Source organism: Algoriphagus winogradskyi (assembly GCF_900182815.1).
In the GTDB taxonomy this organism is placed as follows: Bacteria; Bacteroidota; Bacteroidia; order Cytophagales; family Cyclobacteriaceae; genus Algoriphagus; species Algoriphagus winogradskyi.
Genome location: NZ_FXUA01000002.1, coordinates 246,271 through 263,585 on the forward strand (window position 1 = coordinate 246,271; position 17,315 = coordinate 263,585).

At 40.4% G+C, this 17,315-nt stretch carries 13 protein-coding genes; 4 read left to right on the plus strand and 9 right to left on the minus strand.

Going from position 1 to position 17,315, the window contains the following annotated elements:
* Window positions 1-66 precede the first annotated feature (66 nt).
* The 3 genes from bshA to QOL76_RS05450 all read left to right on the plus strand — a co-directional run bounded on the left by bshA (window position 67) and on the right by QOL76_RS05450 (window position 2,816).
* On the plus strand, window positions 67-1,203 hold the full coding sequence (bshA, locus tag QOL76_RS05440; RefSeq protein ID WP_283412018.1) for an N-acetyl-alpha-D-glucosaminyl L-malate synthase BshA: 1,137 nt from the start codon (window positions 67-69) through the stop codon (window positions 1,201-1,203).
* Window positions 1,204-1,319: 116 nt separating this feature from the next.
* Entirely contained in the window at window positions 1,320-1,946 is a 627-nt protein-coding gene (locus tag QOL76_RS05445; protein ID WP_283412019.1) for a sterol desaturase family protein, read from the plus strand.
* A gap of 45 nt (window positions 1,947-1,991) precedes the next feature.
* A complete protein-coding gene (locus QOL76_RS05450) occupies window positions 1,992-2,816 on the plus strand; it encodes an NAD-dependent epimerase/dehydratase family protein (RefSeq protein ID WP_283412020.1) in 825 nt (274 codons plus the stop codon).
* On the opposite strand, the gene QOL76_RS05455 is transcribed toward QOL76_RS05450, so the two are convergent.
* Window positions 2,813-3,151: a tRNA-binding protein gene (locus QOL76_RS05455; RefSeq protein WP_283412021.1), complete on the minus strand. Its 339-nt coding sequence runs from the start codon at window positions 3,149-3,151 to the stop codon at window positions 2,813-2,815. The genes QOL76_RS05450 and QOL76_RS05455 overlap by 4 nt on opposite strands.
* Before the next feature lie 74 nt (window positions 3,152-3,225).
* Between QOL76_RS05455 and QOL76_RS05460 the strand changes: the two genes are divergently transcribed.
* Window positions 3,226-3,582 (plus strand): hypothetical protein, encoded by a 357-nt coding sequence (locus tag QOL76_RS05460; protein WP_283412022.1) that lies wholly within the window; start codon window positions 3,226-3,228, stop codon window positions 3,580-3,582.
* Here the strand turns inward: QOL76_RS05460 and QOL76_RS05465 are convergent, their stop codons facing one another.
* The 8 genes from QOL76_RS05465 to QOL76_RS05500 all read right to left on the minus strand — a co-directional run bounded on the left by QOL76_RS05465 (window position 3,583) and on the right by QOL76_RS05500 (window position 17,197).
* On the minus strand, window positions 3,583-4,317 hold the full coding sequence (locus QOL76_RS05465; protein ID WP_283412023.1) for a 1-(5-phosphoribosyl)-5-[(5-phosphoribosylamino)methylideneamino]imidazole-4-carboxamide isomerase: 735 nt from the start codon (window positions 4,315-4,317) through the stop codon (window positions 3,583-3,585). It abuts the gene before it with no gap.
* Between the two features lie 138 nt (window positions 4,318-4,455).
* The gene (locus tag QOL76_RS05470; RefSeq protein WP_283412024.1) at window positions 4,456-5,490 is read right to left on the minus strand and encodes a WD40/YVTN/BNR-like repeat-containing protein; all 1,035 of its coding nucleotides are present in this window, start codon (window positions 5,488-5,490) and stop codon (window positions 4,456-4,458) included.
* Window positions 5,491-5,502: 12 nt separating this feature from the next.
* Window positions 5,503-6,414, minus strand: coding sequence for a hydroxypyruvate isomerase family protein (locus tag QOL76_RS05475; protein WP_283412025.1), 912 nt, complete (start codon window positions 6,412-6,414; stop codon window positions 5,503-5,505).
* A gap of 2 nt (window positions 6,415-6,416) precedes the next feature.
* Complete coding sequence (locus QOL76_RS05480; protein ID WP_283412026.1) at window positions 6,417-7,727, minus strand: Gfo/Idh/MocA family protein; 1,311 nt, start codon at window positions 7,725-7,727, stop codon at window positions 6,417-6,419.
* An 18-nt stretch (window positions 7,728-7,745) separates the two neighbouring features.
* Window positions 7,746-8,705 (minus strand): formylglycine-generating enzyme family protein, encoded by a 960-nt coding sequence (locus QOL76_RS05485; RefSeq protein ID WP_377919243.1) that lies wholly within the window; start codon window positions 8,703-8,705, stop codon window positions 7,746-7,748.
* 51 nt (window positions 8,706-8,756) lie between these two features.
* Window positions 8,757-12,107, minus strand: a complete 3,351-nt coding sequence (locus QOL76_RS05490) for a VCBS repeat-containing protein (RefSeq protein WP_283412027.1) — start codon at window positions 12,105-12,107, stop codon at window positions 8,757-8,759.
* Window positions 12,108-12,171: 64 nt separating this feature from the next.
* Complete coding sequence (locus tag QOL76_RS05495) at window positions 12,172-14,031, minus strand: RagB/SusD family nutrient uptake outer membrane protein (RefSeq protein ID WP_283412028.1); 1,860 nt, start codon at window positions 14,029-14,031, stop codon at window positions 12,172-12,174.
* Window positions 14,032-14,044: 13 nt separating this feature from the next.
* Complete coding sequence (locus QOL76_RS05500) at window positions 14,045-17,197, minus strand: SusC/RagA family TonB-linked outer membrane protein (RefSeq protein ID WP_283412029.1); 3,153 nt, start codon at window positions 17,195-17,197, stop codon at window positions 14,045-14,047.
* Window positions 17,198-17,315 lie beyond the last annotated feature (118 nt).

Here is a 17,315-nt window from a genome sequence, read left to right on the forward strand (position 1 = left end):
ATCCTTTCTGGAAGATGTTAAAAAGAGCGAGATTCCTTGTGGCCTTTTATTGAAAATTATTTGCACATGAAAATAGGCATTGTTTGCTACCCGACCTTTGGAGGTAGTGGAGTAGTAGCGACAGAATTAGGTAAAGGTCTTGCGAAAATTGGTCATGAGGTTCATTTCATTACCTATAAGCAACCTACCCGATTAGACTTTTTTAGCGAAAATCTATACTACCATGAGGTGGATATAAAAAGTTATCCTCTTTTTGAACATGCTCCCTATGAGCTGGCTCTAGCTAGTAAAATGGTTAGTGTAGTTAAGTACGAAAAATTGGATTTGCTCCACGTTCATTACGCTATTCCTCATGCATCTGCTGCATACATGGCTAAGCAAATTCTGAAAACTCAAGGAATTCAAATTCCTGTAGTGACTACCCTTCACGGTACAGATATTACTTTGGTGGGTAAAGATCCAAGCTATGAGCCGGTTGTTACTTTCAGTATCAATCAATCCGATGGAGTTACAGCCGTTTCTGAAGACTTAAGGAAGGAAACTTATGCTTTTTTTGATATACAGCGTGAGATTGAAGTCATTCCAAACTTTATTGATTTGGAACGCTTCAAACGACAAAAGAAGGAGCATTTCAAATTGGCAATTTGTCCAAATGGTGAAAAACTTTTGGTGCACACCTCAAACTTTAGAAAAGTAAAGCGGGTCGAGGATGTCATTAGAGTATTTTATGAAGTCAGAAAAGAAATTCCAGCCAAATTATTATTGGTAGGAGACGGTCCTGAAAGAGATAAGATGGAGCGGCTTTGTCGAGAATTGGGTACCTGCGATGATGTCCGTTTTCTTGGAAAGCTAGATGCAGTAGAAGAAGTACTTTCTGTTGCGGATTTATTTTTGATGCCTTCTGAGAAGGAAAGTTTTGGACTGGCAGCATTAGAGGCAATGGCATGCGAAGTGCCTATTCTTTCCTCAAATGCAGGGGGGATTCCAGAACTAAACGTGGATGGAGTCACCGGTTTTGTTTCAGAGATTGGAGATATCAAGTATATGAAGGAAAAAGCGCTCTTTATTTTAGATGATGCAAACCTTCCTACCTTCAAAAAAAATGCCTTGGCAAGAGCTCAGGAATTTGATATTTCCAATATTCTACCACATTATGTTGCATATTATCAAAAGACTATCGAATCAACAATGGCACAGATTTGATTAAAAACTGATTATTGTCATTAATTTTTCAGTGACAAAAGGCCGTTTTGAATTATCTTTGCATGTAGGTTCTTAATTGGATCTCAGAATTTTAGTAAAATTAGAATTAGTAGCGTATGAAAAAGATTGGAAGATTGGATAAGCCGGACAACTTTGGCACAGCCCAGATGTTCACCAACCCTATTCTTGAGAGGTTAACCCGGACACCGATTTGGATGCCAATTGCCATATTTATCCTTTTGGGCGGTGTTTCTATATATTTTGGTATTGAGAAAACATCTGTAAGCATTGGAACAGCAGTCGTGTTATTTATAGTTGGCTATATTGGCTTCACTTTAGTGGAATATCTGATGCACAAGCATTTTTTCCACATGGAGCCGAATACCCCTATCAAAGATAAATTGCAATACACTGTACATGGCGTTCACCATGATTATCCTAAGGATAAGTATAGACTGGCAATGCCTCCATTTGTGAGTGCTGCCTATGCAGCTATACTTTATCTTATATTTAAATTGACCATGGGAGATTTGGCTTACTACTTCTTGCCAGGTTTTCTGTTAGGATATGCATTATATCTTGGCATTCACTATTTGGTGCATGCTATGCAGCCACCAAAAAATTTCATGAAAGTTCTTTGGGTACATCACGCTATTCATCATTATAAAGATCCAGATGTAGCATTTGGAGTGAGTACGCCATTATGGGATTATATACTAGGTACTATCCCTAAGAAAGATTAATAATCATAAACCTCTCAAATTTGAGAGGTTTTTTCTTTACGAGTTATGACGAAAGTTTCGATTATAGGATTAGGGTGGATTGGCTTGCCACTAGCTCATTTGCTTCAAAAAGCGGGTCATTCTGTCATAGGAAGTACTACGAGTGAAGAAAAAAAGAGGGAGATTCAGGATCAAGGAGTACAGGCTATTCAATTTGCACTTGTACCTTTTCCTCAAGGCAAAGCTTTTCAGCAACTGTTCACCAGCGAAGTGCTTGTCATTAATATTCCTCCTAAATCACGTACTACTGACGGTAAATTTTATTTAGAGCAAATGAAATACCTGCGGACTATGATAGATCAAGCAGGAATTCAAAAAGTACTTTTCGTTTCAAGTTCAGGCGTTTACCCAAGTGAATCTAGAGAAGACCCGTATAAGGAGGGGGAAGAGCTTACCGCAAAAACGACAGGAAATTTAACCCTGTTGAAAGGGGAGCAAACATTTAAGAATGCGACTGAGCTGACTATTGTTAGGTTTGGTGGGTTGATTGGCGATGATAGAATTCCTGGCAAATATGTGGCAGGTAAAGAAAATGTAGCCGGGCATACGCGTGTAAACTTCATCTATAGAAGTGATGCTGCTAGAATGCTTGCTTGGATAATAGAAAAAGAACTTTGGAATGAAACCTACAATGGTGTTGCGCCTGTGCATACAGTAAGAAAAGACATCTATGACCAAAATGTACGTGAATTGGGTTTTGAGCCTCCGAGCAGTTACCAAAATGCTTCTGGAAGTATAGATCGCCTTGTGTCAGGAGAAAAAATACTACAAACAGGTTTCGAGTTTGATTTTCCAAACCCTCTTCACTTCCCTTATTTTAAAACCAACTAATGTAGTTTTGCTCCATTTGGTACCTGCCTTTCCACTGAGGTCAATACAATATTTCCCTCCTCGTCACTGAATCCGGTGATCAGGATTTCTGACATAAAATCAGCAATCTGTCTAGGTGCAAAGTTGCACACACAAACCACTTGTCGCCCTATTAAGTCTTCTGGTGTATAATGAACCGTGACTTGTGCTGAGGATTTTTTAACACCAAGTTGCTCACCTAAGTCTACCCAAATTTTAAAGGCTGGTTTTTTAGCTTTTTCAAACTGTTCTACCCGCAGAATTGTACCGACGCGTAATTCTATTTTGTCAAAATCTTTGAACTCAATCGTTTGCATAGTTAATTTTTTTCCTAATTTTATGAGCCCTTTACAAAACCTTTTGTTAAAGAAAAAGGTTACATTAGCCGTATATGATCTTAAAAACTGTTTTTTCCATTAAAAATTTAACCGTTTTCGGCATCGCTGCATTTGGTTTATGCCTCTGGGCTGGCGATTCCATGGCTCAAAGCGAACGGGAGAAATCAGAAATTGAGCGTGAGAAACCAATTACTAAGCCATTGTCAGAAAATCACTCGGATCAAGTTGATATGCCATTGCAAGACAACTTTTCTCCTGCTTCAACTGCTCCTACTCCTATTGTAAAAACAGTTTCTCCGAAAAAAGCAGAAAATCAAGTAAGTGGTGAAGGTAAAAAAGTCGAACCTACACCTTCGACATTATCCTTCAATATTTTTCTTTATATCGTAGATAAATTCAAGGCTGACTAATCAGCCTTTTTTCAAGAAATCTTCTAAATCTTGGATACTTATCATTCCTTCATAATAGGCTCTTCCAAATACAATCGCTGAGACTCCCATGTCTCTAAGCCTTCTGAAGTCATCGATTCCTCTTACTCCTCCGCTTGCTGCCAAATTAATCTGTGGAAATTTGTCCAATACACTTTGAAAGAGTGCAAAGTTGGGCCCCTCCATTACCCCATCTCTAGTTATGTCTGAGCATTTCAGATATTTTAACCCTCTTTCATAAAAGAAATTAATGTGATCGAATAGGTCAATTTCCGTTTTTTTCAGCCATCCTCTGATTTTTATTTTATTATCAATAGGATTGGTATCGGCTGCCAGATTTACTTTTTCCCTCCCATAGCTAAGTAAAAATTGGGCAAAGCGCTCCGGGTGATTTGCCGCCATAGAACTCACGGTAATGGTATTGGCACCGAATTCGAAGCATTTAATCACATCACCATGAGTGTAGATTCCGCCTGTAAAATCCACTTTCAGATTTGTATATCCTACAATAGCTTCCAAGATATGGTAGTTTTTTGGCTCTCCTCTACGTGCGCCATCCAAATCAACCAAGTGCACTCTCTGAATCCCTATAGATTCAAAGGCTTGTGCAATCTCCAGAGGATTATTGGAAATTACTTCTTCAGTAGAAAAATCGCCTCTTTTAAGTCGGACACATTTTCCATTAATAAGCCATATGGAAGGGATAATTTCAAACATCTTATAATTATTCAGGTTTATGGGTACTACGATTTAGCCTAAAGATAGTACGGACTGGCACTTTTCAGCTTACCTAATATGCAAATCTTTTAGGATAAGTCTACTTTGTAAGACTAACTATACTCAATAAAAGGAAAGTTAATACTTCAATTTAGCAATTTTCCCTTGTGCTCCAGATGCCCAAATTGAGCCATCTGCATGCCCCATTTTTACTGCATGAAAACCTTCGTCGGAAAATTTCTGCCAGGTAATACCAGCATCCTTAGCGAAGTCCGAACCGCCCGGTCCTACGGCTATCAGCCATTTCTGCATTGGAAAGTACACAACACCAGATCGGTATCCTCCAGGTTCCTGCTCTGGAATTACCCACTCTTTTGTATTGGAAACAAAAATCCCGGATACTCCTTGTTGTAAATCCTCTTTCAAATAATCTCCGCCCACTCCTACTATTTCACTTCCTCCAATGCTAGTAATCGAAAAAATCCCCTGAGAGGACTCTCCCTGAACAAATGGACTTGTAAACTTCTCCCATGTTCCGCCCAAATCATTCGAATAATGTAGATTGGACTCAGTGCCGCCTGTGCCTATCCATAGCTGGTTTCCTTCAGCCAAAAGTGAGGTTGCGCTGGCCGCAAAAGCCGCTTCTCCTTCAGCAGCTCCAGGCAATGAATCCAGTGGATACCAAGTATCTCCTTGATTTGCTGTTTGCAGGATAGTCCACTTTCCTTCGCTGGGATCACCAATCACAAATCCCCTGGTTTCTGAAGAAAAACTAATTCCATCCAAGAAAGCCAACTCATTTTCCTGATGCTTTAATTCCCAAGTTTCACCTCCATCTATTGTCTTGTAAATCACGGCTGGCTGACCTGCCGAAACAGCAACGGCCGTCAGCGCATCAAAAGCATGAATGGATCTAAAATCTACCGTGTCCAGTCCGGCTATAACGCCATGCTGCCAGGTTTTGCCACCATCTAAGGTGCGCAGCCAAGTTCCATTGCTACCACTTGCCCACGCGATATCCCCTGTGAGTGGAGCTAGCCCTCGTAGGGAGGATTGGATTGGAGTTTCCAAAATATCCCATCCAGTGGGCATTTCAGCTAGGTTTTCCTCAGATTTTTTGCAGGAAAAAAGCGCTATCAATAATGATAGCGCCAATAATTTACTTTTAATCATTTTATTCTAAAATCAGACTACATCAACTTTTCTATAGGCTTGGATCAATGCTTTTTCACCTTCTATTCCAGGAGAGGCATTTCCATGCTCCATACCCATCACACCTTTGAAACCTTTTTCACGGATGTATTTGAATACATTGCTATAATTGATTTCTCCGGTTCCTGGTTCCTTTCTGCCTGGATTATCTCCAATTTGTATATAAGCAATTTCTTCCCAGGTTTTTTCCATAGTAGCTATTAGGTTTCCTTCATTACGCTGCATATGGTAAATATCATAAAGGATTTTGCAAGCAGGGCTATCCACACCTTTGCAGATCATATATGACTGATCAGCATGACGTAAAAAAAGATCCGGGTTGTCGCTCAAAGGCTCCATGACCATAACTAATCCATGTGGCTCCAGTACCTCAGCTCCACGCTTAAAAGCTTCAATTACATTGCCTGTTTGCACTCCTATAGGGAGATTTCTCTCAAAATATCCAGGAACGACAGTCATCCATTTTGCGCCTACGCGCTTGGCTACTTCTACAGATTTTTTACACGTATTGACAAAGGTGTCTATGAATTCCTGCTTACCTGTTGTGAGAGAAACTTTCCAGTTATCTCCACCTTCTATCACAAAAACTCCCATTCTCATACCAAGTGATTCCAGCGTTTTGCCAATCAAAGCTTGCTCTTCTTCTGATCTACGAAGCATTCCATTGTCTTCCAAAGATCTAAAACCTTGATCCGCCATGAATTTCAATTCATCGACAATCCCTCCTGGAGCAGAATTTCTAAACATTCCGAAATGTGGTGCAAAATCCATATTGAAGGTTGGCTCTGCATTTCCAGCAGCAAAGGAGGGCAGACTCATAGCTCCAGAAACACCCAATAGGGTGCTTCCAAGGCCTACTTTTTTTATAAATCCTCTTCTTTCCATTATTAGATTACTTTGGTTTTACCAGGAATGGCATGAGGATAAAACATGTCTTCCCCAGGCAAAACCTTAGGCATTGCATCCCATGCTAGTGTATCTGGCATCAAGTCAATTTGTCCATTCAATGCTTCATCGAATGTTAGTGGCTTGCCTGAGTAAGTTGCATATCTACCCATTATTGCAGTCATGGTACTATTTGCAGCATTTTGCGCATCTGCAAATTTGTATTCCCCAGCAAACAACGCTGCCCATAGTTGGTCATGCTCAACTTGGTATGGGTTAGGCTGATTTTTTCGGTCATGTTCATACAGCATATTGCCTTTCCAATCTTTCAATATACCATAGTTTCCAGCACTTAAATAAGCTGTTCCTTTGGTACCTTGGAAGCTTTCATCCACACGGTTTTGAGCACCCGGGAAGTGACGGCACTCACTGTGAATCACAGTTCCATCAGCATAGGTGTAAGTCAATACGTGGTGATCAAAGATTTCTCCGTTTTCCTTACCTGTACGAATCAATCTTCCGCCGGTACCTTCAGCTTTCACTGGTGGCCCTTGCTTCACCCAGTTGGCCACATCGATGTTGTGCACGTGTTGCTCATTAATATGGTCTCCGCAAAGCCAGTTGAAATAATACCAGTTTCTCATTTGGTATTCCATCTCAGTTTGACCTGGCTGCCGCTCTCTCACCCAAACACCACCATCATTCCAATACACTTGACCGTTGATGATATCACCAATGTCACCATTATGGATACGTTTAATAGTCTCAATGTAATTTGCTTGATAGTGTCTCTGAAGACCAACTACCACATTTAGTTTTTTTGCTTTTGCTTCTTCTGCTGCTTTCAAAACTTTACGAATACCGACAGCATCAACAGCAACAGGCTTCTCCATGAAGATTTGCTTACCTTGTTTCACAGCCTCTTCGAAATGCATAGGACGGAAGCCTGGAGGAGTAGCAAGAATGACTACATCTGCGAGCGCCATCGCATCTTTATATGCGTCAAAACCGACAAATTTCGTTTCTTCAGTTACTGCAAGTTTGTCCGCATATTTTTCACTCAAAGCTTTGAATGCATTATCCAAGCGATCTCTGAAGGCATCTGCCATAGCGACTACTTTGATGTTGTGTCCAGTGGCTAAAGCTTGAAAAGTAGCGCCGGTACCACGTCCACCGCAGCCAATTAAAGCAACTTTCAATTCATTCACAGGAGCAGCATAGGCTCCTGGCAAAACAAAAGGAGTAGTCATCAATCCGCCAGTTACCAAAGCAGAGGTTTTGATGAAATCCCTACGTGAATTTTCGATTTTCATAAGTATAGGTATTAAGGGTTAATAATCAGTTATAGGTGCGGCTTGATAATAAGCCATAATTTCTTCCGGACTTGGTGGGATTTGCGGCCTTACCAATCTCAATCCTAGGAATGGTGCTTCGGGAAACCACCATTGACTTTTAGGGATTTGAGGATCAATTCTCTTCCAATCTGGGGAACTCACAAATCGTTTAGTAGAGCTTATTTCAGCAGTTTCTGTATCATAAGAACCTCCACGTACTACTCTAGGATAGAGCTCAGTAGATGGGTTAGTAGGATTCTCAGATGGCGATTGAGCATAGAAGTCAGGCTCGTATTGATCGGAGGTCCATTCGAGCACATTTCCATAGATATCGTAGAGTCCCCACGGGTTAGGTTTTTTCTCTCCAATAGGATGTGTTATCTCTTCAGAATTCTCTTTAACCCATGCATAGTCTCCTAATTTAGATGGGTCATCGCCAAAAAAGAATCGGGTCTTTGATCCAGCCTTTGCAGCGTATTCCCATTCTGCTTCTGTAGGAAGCCTGTAGAAAATACCAGTTTTCAAATACAGCCAGTGGCAAAATTGAATTGCTCCGTACTGCGTCATTCCAATTGCAGGCTTTCCTTCTTTTCCCATACCAAAAGTCATATCCAAATACGGCATACTTGGCCTAGTCAGTCCATCTACTACTTCTCCAATTGGACCCTCAGAAACGGCTAACTCGTAATTTTTATCTAAGAAAAGCTCAAAGGCATCCCAAGTCACTTCATGAGTTCCCATCCAAAAAGGAGCGATTTTCACTTCATGAACCGGCTTTTCATCTGGAGAACTTTCGGATCCCATCATGAAGGTTCCTTCAGGTATGGGGGTCATTTGGAATGTAACTTCTGTGCCAGGAATTTTCTGGGTGTAAGATTCAAAATTGGCATGATTCACATCAAAGCTCATAAGCATCAATGCACCAATTACAAGGGGTTTTGGGTTTGTTTTAAACATGTTTAAAGAAAAAGTCTTTAGCACTAAATATAATAGTATAGGGGTTCTAATTTAATTTGTTTTTGATGGATGGAGCGAATAAATGCTGACTTTGGATTCATCCAAATAAATCATTATCAGGCTTTTGTCTGCTATTATTTTCCTTACATTTCCGGTTAAATCTAATCCGCTTTTAGATTTATCTACCTTGGTAAAGTGTCCTTTTCCATTGCCTAGCAAAACTAGACCTTGACTTGCATCATATTTACCAAAATATAATTTGCCATACCCCGTATTTCCTCCCAGAATCATATCCAGGTTACCATCTCCATTGACATCAACAGCCTCTGAGGCATATACAGGCGAGAATTGAGCTTGTATGGGAAGTTCTTTCGCTACAAATTTTCCAGTTGCATTTTTGGCAAAATAGCTTGTCGCTAATCGGTTGATAAAGATCGAATTAGAGTTTCTTCGTTCTTCAGTTGTAAATAGTTCACTCATTTTTACATTAGCAAAAGACTTGAAATCCAAGTATCTCTTTTTAAGAAAAAGTACCTGACCAAGAATTTCGTCACGGCTTGCAGCTGGGTATCTTTCTCCCTGAACATAGTACCCCAGAAATGCATCAATTGATCCGTTTCCATCAAAATCCTTGTATAAAATCTCTGCAGGCTCTGAACTGCTTGCTTTGATTTGAGTATTAGTGCCCAGATTGCCCGCCAATATTTCTACTATTCCGTCGCCATCCCAATCTGCTAGGGTCAGATTATTCCAGAATCCAAATTCATGCTTTTCGAAGTAGTTCAATGTTGTTTCTTTCCATTGGTTATCTTGGAAGGAAAATATCTGAATTGGCATTGCCTCCCCTAATACGATTAACTCAGGCTTACCATCTTGATCGAGATCTGCCAAACCAGAGTCAGTTAACATTCCTAAATTGACAAATGTAGGTGCGAGCTGCTTAGTTTGATCGCTGAAGTTTCCGCTGCCGTCATTGACCCAGATTCTTCCGCCAAACGAGGTTGGAAACTGACCTGGATTTATTCTAGCGCCTACAAATAAATCGGGAGTTCCATCAAAATTAAGGTCTGCAACTTGTACAGTGCCTGTAGGGAATGATTCAGTGGGGATTGCTTCTGAGGCTAAGGAAAAATTGCCCTTACCATCATTTAGGTATAGTCGATCACGCAAAGCTTCGTCTCCTACATTAAAATCATATACTCCTCCGCTGCCAACAAATAAGTCTAAATTGCCGTCACCATTCGCATCAAAGGCGATTGCGTCAGTATCCTCAGCTTTTGAAGCTGAAGCAAATACACTAGAATTCTGTTTTGCAAATGATCCATTGGCATTCTGTACATAGAATGAAGCGGTGGCATTAGAGCCTGCTCCTACAAAAAGGTCTTCTTTCCCGTCACCGCTAAAATCTGCGAAAACCATGGCCTTTCCATTTCCAGAAACAGGGTTAATCAGAAGTGGTTGTCTTTTGTAATCATTAAAATTTCGTCCGACTTCGGTGTTCAATTCGTTTTTTTGCTTGAGGTAGGTATCATAAGATTTCGGCCTAATGGAAGGAGTAGAAATGGCATCACTTGCGCTTAATTCCAATGTTTGATTTACACCAACCTTATACTGCTTAGTCATTTTTCCGCCAGGCCAGCTCACTTGAATAGAATCTATCTCGGTAATTTTGCCTAAGCCAAAATGAAGAGTAGTAGAAATTGAGGACTGGTATCCTCGGTAAGGATTTTGTTCCAATACCTGAACTGTACTGCCTGTATATAACTCAACTTTAGCTCCAACTGCTGAGGAATTGGTCTCCGATCCTGAAAGTTTAAGATTTAGATAATTTGCTTCTTTCAATTGACTTGCTTGATTTTCAAAAATATAAGCAGGTGAATTGATGTTGTTGATAATAAGATCAAGGTCGCCATCATTGTCAAGATCACTGTATGCTGCTCCGCTACTGTTTGCAGCATGATTGATTCCCCAAGTATCGGTTTGGTTTTGGAAAGCCAGCTTACCTGTGTTTTGGAAAATGTAATTAGTCAAATTGGAGGATGGCATGGTTTTGACCATATTCAGTAAGTCCTCGCGCTTTAATTTCCCTCCTGATGTACGTACATAATTGTCCATGTACTTCAAAAAGTCTTGATTGTTGTAGTCCCTCAAGTAGCCGTTAGTTATGAATAGATCTTTCCAGCCGTCATTGTCAAAATCAGCAAAGAGAGATGACCAGCTCCAGTCGGTATTGGACACGCCGGCCAGCTGTCCTATTTCTTGGAATGTACCATCGCCAGAATTTACATGAAGCATATTTCTCATGTATTGGTGATGAAATCCCTTGTTTACATTCAGTTCAAAAAGCTCAAAATTATCTGGAGCAAGAAGTAGCTTTTGTCTTTCATTTCCCTCTGGTAGCATATCCAACGTAAAAATATCTGGCAAGCCATCGTTATTGAAATCTGCTATGTCATTTCCCATGGAGAAATGCGAAGTATGCCCTAATCGGGCTAGAATCTCATCTTTGAATGTACCGTCCTGCTGATTGATGTATAGGTAATCCGGCATGGAGTAATCATTCCCTATGTAGATATCCGGCCAGCCATCTTGGTTAATATCGGATATTGCGACTCCTAAACCATAGGAAAGGCTTGAGCTTGAAATGCCTGCATCCAATGTGACTTCGGAGAACTTTCCATTTTTATTTTCAAAAAGCTGTGGTCCTGCTTCGTGTTTTTCTTTAAGTAATACTTTAGTGAGATTCACATCCTGATTTTGGATGGATTTGGTGTTATGGTTTAAGATGAATAGGTCAAGATCTCCATCCAGATCATAGTCAAAAAAGCTGGCTGATGTGCTAGGCGCATTGGAAGCTACGCCATATTCTTCTGCCATTTCTTTAAAAAGAGGAATGCCATTTTGGTCATTACCTTGATTCACAAAAAGTTCGTTCGTACGTTTCTCAGTTGGTAAATTCCCAGAGTAGCACTGATAAATGTCTAATTTCTTATCGCCGTTTATGTCGACGAAGACGACTCCCGTCTTCCAGGGACCTGATCTTCCGGTAGCTCCTGAGGCTTGGGCCGTTTCTTTAAATTTGAGATTACCTTGGTTTAGGTATAGTTGATTGCCACTGACATTGGCAGAAAAATAAATATCCTCCAAGCCATCACCATTTAGATCGCCCACTGCTACGCCACCTCCATTGTATAGGTACTCGTACATGAGGACATTGAGGTTTAAGTTCTCTTCTATTCTGTTTGAGAAGGTAACTCCGCTTTGTTCTGGAGTCAATAAGTTAAAGAGAGGTGTGGTATTAGAAGTTGAGGAATTATCAGCTTGGTTGGCCTGGTCTGTTTCAGTGCAAGACGCCATCAATACACTGAAAGCCAAAGCTGTTATGAGATTTCTTTTAGTCATAATCTAAAATAATCTAAGCCACCCCAATGGAATGGCTTAGATCAAATTTATAAGAATACTTACTTTATTCTATTCCAGGATTCTGGATAAGGGCACCATTCCTGTTAATCTCATCTCTGTGGATTGGTACAAAATACATTTTGTCTAGCCAAGTTCTATTTTCTTTTCCAGGGTCAATAGGAAGAACTTTGTAAACGTAATTGTAAAAATCCGTGTCATAACGATAGGTTGAAAGCGTCTTACCTGGTTTAAGTGTACCAGTGATATTGATAATATTCGCTTTGCGACCTAAGGTTTCCTCTGCAATCATCCAGCGACGAGTATCATGATATCTTTGCTCTTCATAAGACATCTCAATTCTTCGCTCATTAATGTAGCGAGCCATCAATGCATCACCAGATTCAGTAATTGCAGGTTGCCCTACACGGAATCTGATTTTATTCAACCACATTCTAGCTTCATCTTCTTGACCAAGTTGTATGGAAGCCTCTACATAGTTCAACACTGCTTCAGTGTATCTTAAGATAGGCCAAGGAACTTCTTGCCAAGTATTCTGATCTACAATTGCTGGATCTGCATCAACAAATTTTCTGGTATAATAGCCAGTGTAACTACCATTCCAGTCTTCAATAGGACTGTTTCTAGTATCCAATCCAAAATGAGTCACTTTAGCTCCAGAACCATCAATTACTTCATAAGTACCTGATTGGATTTGTCCTAAAGGATCTCTGGATTGATTAGCAGAAGATCTAGGCTTCCATTGAGCTCCATCATATAGGATGGACGCATAGAAACGTGCGTCTCTATTTTCATAAGGTGCAGATGCATGTTCAGGATTTGACCAGTCAAACTTTGTACCATCCATCATCTCATAATCATCAACAAGCAATTGAACAGGACTATTACCAGCCCAGTTATTGTAGCCATTTGGTCCATTAAAAAGACCCTGACGCCCACCATTCTCCTGCTTCATGTTAATAAAATATCTACCGAGAATTATTTCATTTTCGCCACCATTTCTTGCCATGGCATTGTTGATATAATTCTGGATACCTTCTTCATGCGATACTGGTTCAGTAAAACCCAAATTATTTCCGCTGGCCATATCCAATACAGCTTTCGCTGCATTCTGGGCTTTCTGCCATCTTTCGGTTCTATTTCCGCTAGGATAAGCAACAAGATCAAGGTTTGGATAGGAAGCCAATAGAGAAGAATTAGCTGCTGCAGTAGGACCATCATGTAGATCACTAGCCGCATATAGTAAGACTCTTGACTTTAGTGCCAATGCTGCAAGCTGAGATGCGCGGCCAGCCACCTTAGGCTTGCCTTCTAATAAAGCAGCTGCTTCAGTTAGATCTTTTTCAATAAAGCTAATAGTCTCGTCCCATGTTGCTCTTGCAATTTCATAGGACTCTTCACCAAGACCATAAGGTCTATCTACAATAGGAACACCACCATAGTATCTGGCGAGTTGCTGGTAGTAATAAGCTCTCATGAACTTAGCTTCACCAAGAAGCTTATCTACTATGCCACCATCGTTAGGAAACTGAGGATCTGATAGGTTCTCAATTGCAATATTTGCTCTACGAATGTAGCTATACATGTTACCCCAGCTGTAGGTATTGTTTACCCAGCCTAAATCAGCAGAGTTAACTCTAGCTTCAGTGATGGTAGTTATACCTCGTCCAGGGTGTGTAAAAATTGCCTCATCTGTTAGGGAAGCAAGTCTTTGCTCGTCAAACCCACCATTTCCAAATCCTTGGTAGATTCCTATTACAAATGCCTCTGCCAAGGCAGGGTCAGTCCATACCGCCGATTGAGAAATTTCCCCAAGCGGTTCTGTATTTAGAAAATCACTGTTACAGCTGGCAATTGTTAAGCTTGCTGCAATCAGAATTACTAATTGTTTAATATTTCTTTTCATTATTTTGGGTTATTTAAAATGAAACAGAAAGACCTGTATTGATTACTCTTGCTTGAGGATAATACTGTCCTGTAGAAGCATCTGACTCTGGATCATACACTTTCGTCTTACTCCAGGTGATTAAGTTCAGTCCATTTACATATAAACGAGCATTTTTGATTCCTATTTTCTCTGTAAGAGTAGCAGGAATATTATAGCCTATCTCTACGTTTTTCAATCTCAAGTAGTCAGATGGTCTAAACCAATAATCATTACCTCCAGACCAATACTGATCATTTCTGTTGGCAAGTCTTGGCTCTGTGCTGCTTGGATTGTCGATTGTCCATCTTCCATCATAGATATCGGATAGGTAGTTACCAATGTTTCCAGACTCACCAGCGCTTATATACTGTCTTGCTCCTAAAGAGCCTTGGAATAGAATCGCTAGATCAAAGCCTTTCCAGTTTGCTCCTAAGTTAATTCCACCTTGAAACAGTGGGATTGTATTATTATCCAATCGTACTCTATCATCAGGAGTAATTTTTCCATCACCATTGTAATCCTTATATTTCATATCACCCGGTCTTAGATTGCCTGTGATAGCAGAATAATCTAAAGTCTCCGAATCAATGGATTGCTGATCTGGGAAGACACCATCGTACTGATAAACTAGGGCTGTGCCCATAGGTCTGCCAGTGGATTGTTGCCACTCAGGCGCTCCTGGAGACTCATCCCAGAACAAAATAGAATTCTTAGCATATCCACCATTTATACTAGCTGTATATTGGAATTCACCTTTACCTCCTCTAATACCCAGATTCAAGTCAAATCCTTTGTTTTCCACTTCTCCAATATTCTCAGCAGGTAAAGAAAGACCTGTTGTCTGAGGGACGGATGCATTTCTCTGCCAAAGGATATTCGTACGCTTGTTGTAGAACAAATCAAACTCGAAGAATATTTTTCCTTGAAGGAACTGACCTTCAAAACCTAAGTTAGAGTTGTTAGCTACTTCCCAAGTAATTGCTTGGTTAGGAACTCTTGTTTCATAGAGAGTTTTAGTTTCAGCACCACCAACTATATAAGAACTAAAGCCATAAGTTGACAAGAATTGATATTCACCAATCTGATCGTTTCCTAGCTGACCCCAAGAACCTCTAACCTTGAAGAAATCAAAGGTTTTTCCTAGAGAATTTTTCCAGAAATTTTCTTCAGAAACAACCCATCCGAGCATTAAGCCAGGGAAGAAACCAAATCGGGTGTCTTCAGGGAAGATGTATGAACCATCATATCTCCAAAGAAACTCGGCTAGATACTTTTCCTTGTAGTTATATGCCACTCTACCGAAGTAGTTCAGACGTGCTCTATTGAAAGCTCCGCCACTATTATCTTTTTGAAGATCGCCACCAGCAAATAGTTGATCAATTGCTGTGGAGATGAAGAACCTTCTGTAAGCACTGAAGCCATTTCCTTCAATTGTTTCGCGGTTCACACCAGCAACCAAATTAATGGTATGCACGTCATTAAAAGTCTTATCGTAATTCAAGACACCTCCTAAAAGGATATTCAATTGATTTGAATTAGACTCATTTAGATTTGGCTCAGCTGGACCTCTTTTACTCGGAACCAATACTGGAGTTACGCCATCTGCCTCGAAGCCATTTCCTTTTTGGTACAAAGTCCAAGGAATTTGCCATCTTTTAGTGGTCTGTATATATTTATCTATGGCTGCAGTACCAGTGAATTTCAATCCTTCAACTCCAGGAATTTTGATTTCCAAGGTACCCGTGGTCTGAATATAATCACGCTTATCATTATCATATCCAGTTTGGTTAGTAGTAATCACCACTGGGTTTTGACCATTTTCAATATCTGGTCCTGGTTTGCCATTTGGCCAGTAAGCAGGCTGATTTGGCTTACCTCTCATTTGCATACGGAAGATCGCTCCGGCCCCTACAGTAGGGAAAAACCTAAATTCCTCTCTAGCTAAGATTCCCAAACCAACTTTCATATACTTATTGATATTAGCATCTAGGTTGATACGGAAATCATATTGTTTGTAGCCGGTAGCGGCATCTTTATAGTATGCATCTTGATTTTGGTAGCCCAAAGAAGTCAAGTATTTAACATTTTCGCTACCACCTACCAACTGTAGATTGTATCTGCTTTGAGGAGACCAATTTTTAAGTGTTTCACCATACCAATCGGTGTTAGGATAATTCCATGGGTCAGTACCGTTTCTATACAACTCTAATTCATCAGGCGAATAAGGAGCAGTTCTTACCTGACCATTTGGTCTGGTGTATTCACCATTTTGCTTATAAGCTTGATTTGCAGCTGCCCACTCACTCGTTGGGAGTTCGTAGATATTGATTTCATTCAATGCATTAGCATACTCAGCAGCATTTAATAGCCCTGGAAGTAATGCTGGCTGAGCAAATCCCTGGTTTACTTGGAATGTCAATTCTGGAGCACCAGTAGTACCTCTCTTGGTTGTTACTAGAATTACACCATTTGCTGCTCTTGATCCGTAGATCGCCGCGGATGCATCCTTCAATACGGAGATATTCTCGATGTCATTTGGATTCAAACGCTCCAAACCACCAGCTCTTGCTGGAATACCATCGATTACTACCAAAGCATTGTTGTTACCTAAGGTATTGGAACCACGAATTCTAATGCCTGATCCATCATAACCTGGTTCACCGCTTCTGTTTACAGCTACCACACCAGCCATACGACCAGCGATTGAGTTAGATAGGTTCATGGCAGGAGATTTCACGAGCTCCTTACCTTTTACCGTGGCTACTGAACCTGTAATCGTTTCCTTTTTCTGCTCACCATAACCTACCACGATAACCTCTTCCAAGGATTTTGTGTCAGGCATCAAGGTAAGATCAAACGTAGATCTGTCTCCTACGGGAACTTCCATATTGGTGAAACCAATAAAAGATAAAACCAGAATATCAGAAGGACCTGATACAGTAAGAGTGAATTTACCGTCAATATCAGTGACGGTACCATTTGTTGTGCCTTTGACAAGAACAGAAGCACCAGGCAGAGGTAAATTATCCTCTCCTGAAATTACCACACCAGACACCTCCCGGGTCTGTGCGAATGCAGTGCTAAGTAGCCCTAGACAAAAAATGATTGTCAGACTAAATAGCTTTAAATGAGTAAAGTTTCTCATTGGCATAGGGGTTTATTATTAATTAATAAAATTTAACAATTCAATTTCCGCCTATGCTTTGGCAAAAGCAAGCTGTTTTTTGCTAATAATTGACTGAATTTTGACTCAATTGGGGCTC

Bases quoted from the DNA above. Each gene is read 5' to 3' on its own strand.
- QOL76_RS05445 (WP_283412019.1), top strand. From the start codon at position 1,320: ATGAAAAAGATTGGAAGATTGGATAAGCCGGACAACTTTGGCACAGCC.
- QOL76_RS05475 (WP_283412025.1), bottom strand. From the start codon at position 6,414: ATGGAAAGAAGAGGATTTATAAAAAAAGTAGGCCTTGGAAGCACCCTA.
- bshA (WP_283412018.1), top strand. From the start codon at position 67: ATGAAAATAGGCATTGTTTGCTACCCGACCTTTGGAGGTAGTGGAGTA.
- QOL76_RS05455 (WP_283412021.1), bottom strand. From the start codon at position 3,151: ATGCAAACGATTGAGTTCAAAGATTTTGACAAAATAGAATTACGCGTC.
- QOL76_RS05500 (WP_283412029.1), bottom strand. From the start codon at position 17,197: ATGAGAAACTTTACTCATTTAAAGCTATTTAGTCTGACAATCATTTTT.
- QOL76_RS05470 (WP_283412024.1), bottom strand. From the start codon at position 5,490: ATGATTAAAAGTAAATTATTGGCGCTATCATTATTGATAGCGCTTTTT.
- QOL76_RS05460 (WP_283412022.1), top strand. From the start codon at position 3,226: ATGATCTTAAAAACTGTTTTTTCCATTAAAAATTTAACCGTTTTCGGC.
- QOL76_RS05450 (WP_283412020.1), top strand. From the start codon at position 1,992: ATGACGAAAGTTTCGATTATAGGATTAGGGTGGATTGGCTTGCCACTA.
- QOL76_RS05485 (WP_377919243.1), bottom strand. From the start codon at position 8,705: ATGTTTAAAACAAACCCAAAACCCCTTGTAATTGGTGCATTGATGCTT.
- QOL76_RS05465 (WP_283412023.1), bottom strand. From the start codon at position 4,317: ATGTTTGAAATTATCCCTTCCATATGGCTTATTAATGGAAAATGTGTC.
- QOL76_RS05495 (WP_283412028.1), bottom strand. From the start codon at position 14,031: ATGAAAAGAAATATTAAACAATTAGTAATTCTGATTGCAGCAAGCTTA.
- QOL76_RS05480 (WP_283412026.1), bottom strand. From the start codon at position 7,727: ATGAAAATCGAAAATTCACGTAGGGATTTCATCAAAACCTCTGCTTTG.
- QOL76_RS05490 (WP_283412027.1), bottom strand. From the start codon at position 12,107: ATGACTAAAAGAAATCTCATAACAGCTTTGGCTTTCAGTGTATTGATG.